The sequence below is a fragment of the Aminipila sp. genome, from assembly GCF_032051575.1.
Classification (GTDB): domain Bacteria; phylum Bacillota; class Clostridia; order Peptostreptococcales; family Anaerovoracaceae; genus Aminipila.
Genome location: NZ_DAMBYD010000020.1, coordinates 8,021 through 9,773, shown reverse-complemented (window position 1 = coordinate 9,773; position 1,753 = coordinate 8,021). Strand labels below are relative to the sequence as shown.

Below are 1,753 nucleotides of genomic sequence, written 5' to 3'. Positions count from 1 at the left end.
ATTGGTTTTTTATGTAATTAGCAAATATTAATGTGATATACTAAAAGAACACATATAATATAAATATTAAGCATATCTTTAAAGAAATATTTTTTCAAGAATATTGACAAACTTATTGCCAAATTAAAAGATTATATAATATAAAGGAGAAGATAAGAAATGTTTAGTTATAAAATATTAGATAAAACAAGTATTGAAACACTTCATAAAACGTTTTCAGATGCATTTTCTGATTATCAGGTTAAGATGGATTTACCTATCTGGAAGTTTAAGCAAATGCTTCAAAGAAGGGGTTATGTCTCCGAAATGTCCATAGGTGCATTTAAAAGTGAAATGTTAGTTGGATTCGTTTTAAATGGATTTAGAAATTGGAATGGAAAATCAACAGTATATGATCTTGGGACAGGCGTTACAGTTGAATATAGAAGACAAGGTATCACAAGCAATATGCTTTTAAATATCAAAAAAGAGCTTAAAGAAAAGCAAGTAGAGCAATACTTACTTGAAGTAATTAAATTTAATACATCTGCGGTTGAACTATATAAAAAACAAGGCTTCGAGATTCAAAGAGAGTTCCAATGTTTTCATCTAGATAAAAATAAATATAATCCAATAACAACCTATATGGTTGAACATGTTGACAAAATTAACTTAAGACAATTAACAGGATTTTGGGATTTTGAGCCATCTTGGCAGAATTCTATTGATTCTATAAGCTCTATACCAGAAGCATTTCAATATTCTATTGTGCGTTTTGATAACAACATTGTTGGCTATGGCATTATTGATAAAAAAACAGGGGATATTCCCCAAATAGCAGTGAATAAGGATTATAGGGGTAAAGGAATTGCAAGAAGTATAATTACAGATATGATAAAAAATACAGAATCACATAAAATCAGCGTTCTTAACGTAGATGATCAATCTGAATCTACTAAAAACTTTTTACTCCAATTAGGTTTTGAATATAGTGTTAGTCAGTATGAAATGCTTTTGAAGATATGATTTAAATGATTAAGAAACAATTTTATAGATGAAGGGATAATAAGACAGGGATATTTTTGGAAGGATAGAGGGGTTGGAGATTTGGTGTTATATTCTATTTTAAAAGCTGAATATATGGATGGATAGTATATTCTGAGTATGATTTCCAAAACTAATATATAATGTTTACAAATATTTTAATTAAGTGTATAATTTTCATATGTAACAGTGTAATTTTGAAAGGTGGAGTGCCATTCGGTCAAATTAGTACTATGTAATCAAAAAGTATAATTTGACACGGAGAAGTAAGATAGAATCATTTATTAAAATAGAGTGGTAAAACTGTTTGATGTGACAGTTTATTTGGTGAACCATTTTATTAGTATATGATTTTATTTTACTCTCTAGGCAATTGAACTATCTTTTTATGATAGAAGTCGTAGAGTAAAATCTACGGCTTTTTATTTTATTTAAATTATACTGTTACATTTATATTTTATATGACAAAATTAGTTTAAGAAGGAGATATAATTATGAAAAGACCATATGTGAACTTAAAAAGTGAAAATAAAATTAATGATTTTATGTTAGAATTACAAAATAGTATAAAAAAGCTTAAATCTTTAGAAGGAGTAATTGGAATAACCTTAAATGGAGGGATGTCTCGAGGTTATGTAGATTATCTATCTGAAATTGACATAGTTATTTATTTAGATAAAGAAAATTATGAACTATGTGACTTTGATCAAAGGTATGTAGATAGATTTTT

2 protein-coding genes are annotated in these 1,753 nt (G+C 26.9%); both read left to right on the top strand.

Annotation, left to right across the window (positions count from 1 at the left end):
* Positions 1-159 precede the first annotated feature (159 nt).
* Positions 160-1,005, top strand: a complete 846-nt coding sequence (locus RTW14_RS18450; RefSeq protein ID WP_312654251.1) for a GNAT family N-acetyltransferase — start codon at positions 160-162, stop codon at positions 1,003-1,005.
* A 512-nt stretch (positions 1,006-1,517) separates the two neighbouring features.
* On the top strand, positions 1,518-1,753 hold a 236-nt coding region (locus RTW14_RS18445; RefSeq protein WP_312654249.1), incomplete at its 3' end, for a nucleotidyltransferase domain-containing protein.